The 1,400-nt window shown below is 65.5% G+C and carries 1 protein-coding gene; it reads left to right on the top strand.

What is annotated here, in order from left to right; genetic code table 11:
* Positions 1 to 1,299, top strand: a 1,299-nt coding sequence (locus EOA24_RS37910; protein ID WP_127410819.1) for an acetolactate synthase large subunit, incomplete at its 5' end; no start/stop codon positions are given.
* Between the last annotated feature and the right edge of the window lie 101 nt (positions 1,300 to 1,400).

The raw sequence follows: 1,400 nt of genomic DNA, 5'->3' as shown, positions 1-1,400 counted from the left end.
CCCCTGACCAAGCTTTCGCGTCAGATCGTTTCGCCCAGGATGATCCCGGGCGTGGTGCGCGAGGCTTTCCGGGTGGCCGGCGAGGAGCGGCCGGGACCGGTGCATCTGGAGCTGCCGGAAGACATCGCCGCCGAGGAATGCGACGCGGTGGCACCGATTCCGCCGCACCCGGTCGAGCTGCCGCTGGCGAGCCCGCTTGCGCTCGACCGCGCCGCGCGTATGATCATCGAGGCCGAGCGGCCGCTGGCGATGATGGGCGCCGCCGCCTCGCGGCCGCGCTCGACCTCGGACCTCGCCCAGTTCGTCCTGCGGACCGGCATTCCCTATTTCACCACCCAGATGGGCAAGGGCACGGTGCCGGGTGGGACCGAGCTCTATATGGGCACAGCCGCCCTGTCCGAGCGCGACTATGTGCATGAGGCGATCGAGCGGGCGGATCTCATCATCACGATCGGCCACGACACGGTCGAGAAGCCACCCTTCATCATGGGCGCCGACGGTCCCAAGGTCATTCATGTCGGCTACCAGCCGGCCACTGTCGAGCAGGTCTATTTCCCGCAAACCGAGGTGATCGGCGATATCGGCGCGTCGCTCAGGCTGCTGGCCGACCGCCTGGAAGGCAACATTCCCAACGCACAGGCACTGCTGCCGCTGCGCGAGGGGATATTGAACCGCATCGCGGCGCGCGACAGCGAGGACCGCTTCACGCCGCAGCGCCTGGTGCACGACGTGCGCGCGGTGATGCCGGCCGACGGCATCCTGGCGCTCGACAACGGCATGTACAAGATCTGGTTCGCGCGCAACTACCGCACGCGCGTCGCCAACACGCTGCTGCTCGACAATGCGTTGGCCACGATGGGTGCCGGCCTGCCGTCGGCGATGATGGCGGCGATGCTTTTTCCAGAACGCCGCGTCATGGCGATTTGCGGCGATGGTGGCTTCATGATGAACAGCCAGGAGCTGGAAACCGCCGTCAGGCTGAAGCTCAACCTCGTGGTCCTGATCATTGAGGACCATGCCTACGGCATGATCCGCTGGAAGCAGGCGGTCGACGACTTTCCCGATTTCGGCATGACCTTCGCGAATCCCGATTTCGTCCGCTATGCCGAAGCCTATGGCGCCAAGGGCACCAGGGTAGGCGCCATTGCCGAGCTGAGACCGGCCCTTGAGCAGGCCTTCGCCGCGGGCGGCGTCAATCTCGTCGTCGTTCCGATCGACTATTCGGAGAATGAGCGGGTCCTGGTCGAAGAGCTGCGCCATCGGCTGCCCTGGCCGGCCAGTCCCATGTCGGATGATTAGACTGGAATGACGATCGCGATGGGCGTTTCGGCCAATCTCCAAGGCATGCCACCTGCCAATGCAAACGGAGCCGACCGGCCAAGATCTCTGCGGAGTGCTAC

Source organism: Mesorhizobium sp. M2A.F.Ca.ET.039.01.1.1 (genome assembly GCF_003998035.1).
Classification (GTDB): Bacteria; Pseudomonadota; Alphaproteobacteria; order Rhizobiales; family Rhizobiaceae; genus Mesorhizobium.
The sequence above is the reverse complement of the archived record's forward strand: the minus strand, read 5'-3'. Positions and strand labels throughout refer to the sequence as shown.